This is a genomic window from Rhodococcus sp. APC 3903 (genome assembly GCF_030407755.1).
Lineage (GTDB): Bacteria > Actinomycetota > Actinomycetes > Mycobacteriales > Mycobacteriaceae > Rhodococcus_F > Rhodococcus_F erythropolis.
On record NZ_JASDCV010000096.1, the window covers coordinates 1 to 713 of the forward strand.

The following is a 713-nucleotide window of genomic DNA, read 5'->3' on the forward strand; positions in this document are numbered from 1 at the left end:
CGAGTTCAGCGGACGGGACGCCGATGGTGGTGATGTCGGTGAGCGCTTTGGTGAGTTGTTTCCCGAGGTGACCGCTGGTGCGGCCTTCCTGCTGCAAGGCGGTGAAGACGTGGGCACTGTTGTGCGGTTTGCCGGCCAGAGCGAGTTCGGAGATGGCGGTGAACAGTGCCGCGTTCACGGGCCGGTAGAAGTCTGCGCTGGTCAGCGCTGCGACAGCTCGTTTCGCGCTTTCGGCAGGAGCCCAGAGCAGCGAGCACAGCAGTTGAGCTTCGACGTCGAGAGCGGTGCTGTACTCGTCGATCTCGCCTTCGTTGTCGGTGAGGTCGTCGAAGTCGGGGACGGTGGCCAGTGAGAGTGTCACGTCGTGGTCCTTGCTGTCGCCGGTGGGCATGGGATGTCAGGGTCGCGGTGAGGTGAGTTGCCGGTGGCTGCGCAGGATCGCGGCGGCCGCGCGGAGGTTGCGGGCAGCGTCCTCGAGGTGGGCGGTGATGTCCCGGTCGTAAATCTCGTCTGCCAGGACTCCGGTGACTGCCGAAACATCGGGGAGGCCGTAGAGGGTGCGCAGCTCTTCGCGTGCGTCGCTGATCCCGGCGAGGGAATCGTCGATGGAGGCAAGCATGGTGCGCAGTTTTCGATCCACGGCTGCGCTGCTTTCGCCGAGCTCGGCGTCGAGTGCGCGGTCGACGAAGTCTGCATCGGGAGTGAAGGTGAAT

2 protein-coding genes are annotated in these 713 nt (G+C 64.8%); both read right to left on the reverse strand.

All coding sequences use genetic code 11. The features are described from left to right. On the reverse strand, window positions 1-391 hold a 391-nt coding region (locus QMA15_RS32680; protein WP_290289360.1), incomplete at its 3' end, for a DnaB-like helicase N-terminal domain-containing protein. A gap of 6 nt (window positions 392-397) precedes the next feature. Next, the coding region (locus QMA15_RS32685; RefSeq protein WP_290289363.1) for a hypothetical protein at window positions 398-713 on the reverse strand (316 nt) is incomplete at its 5' end.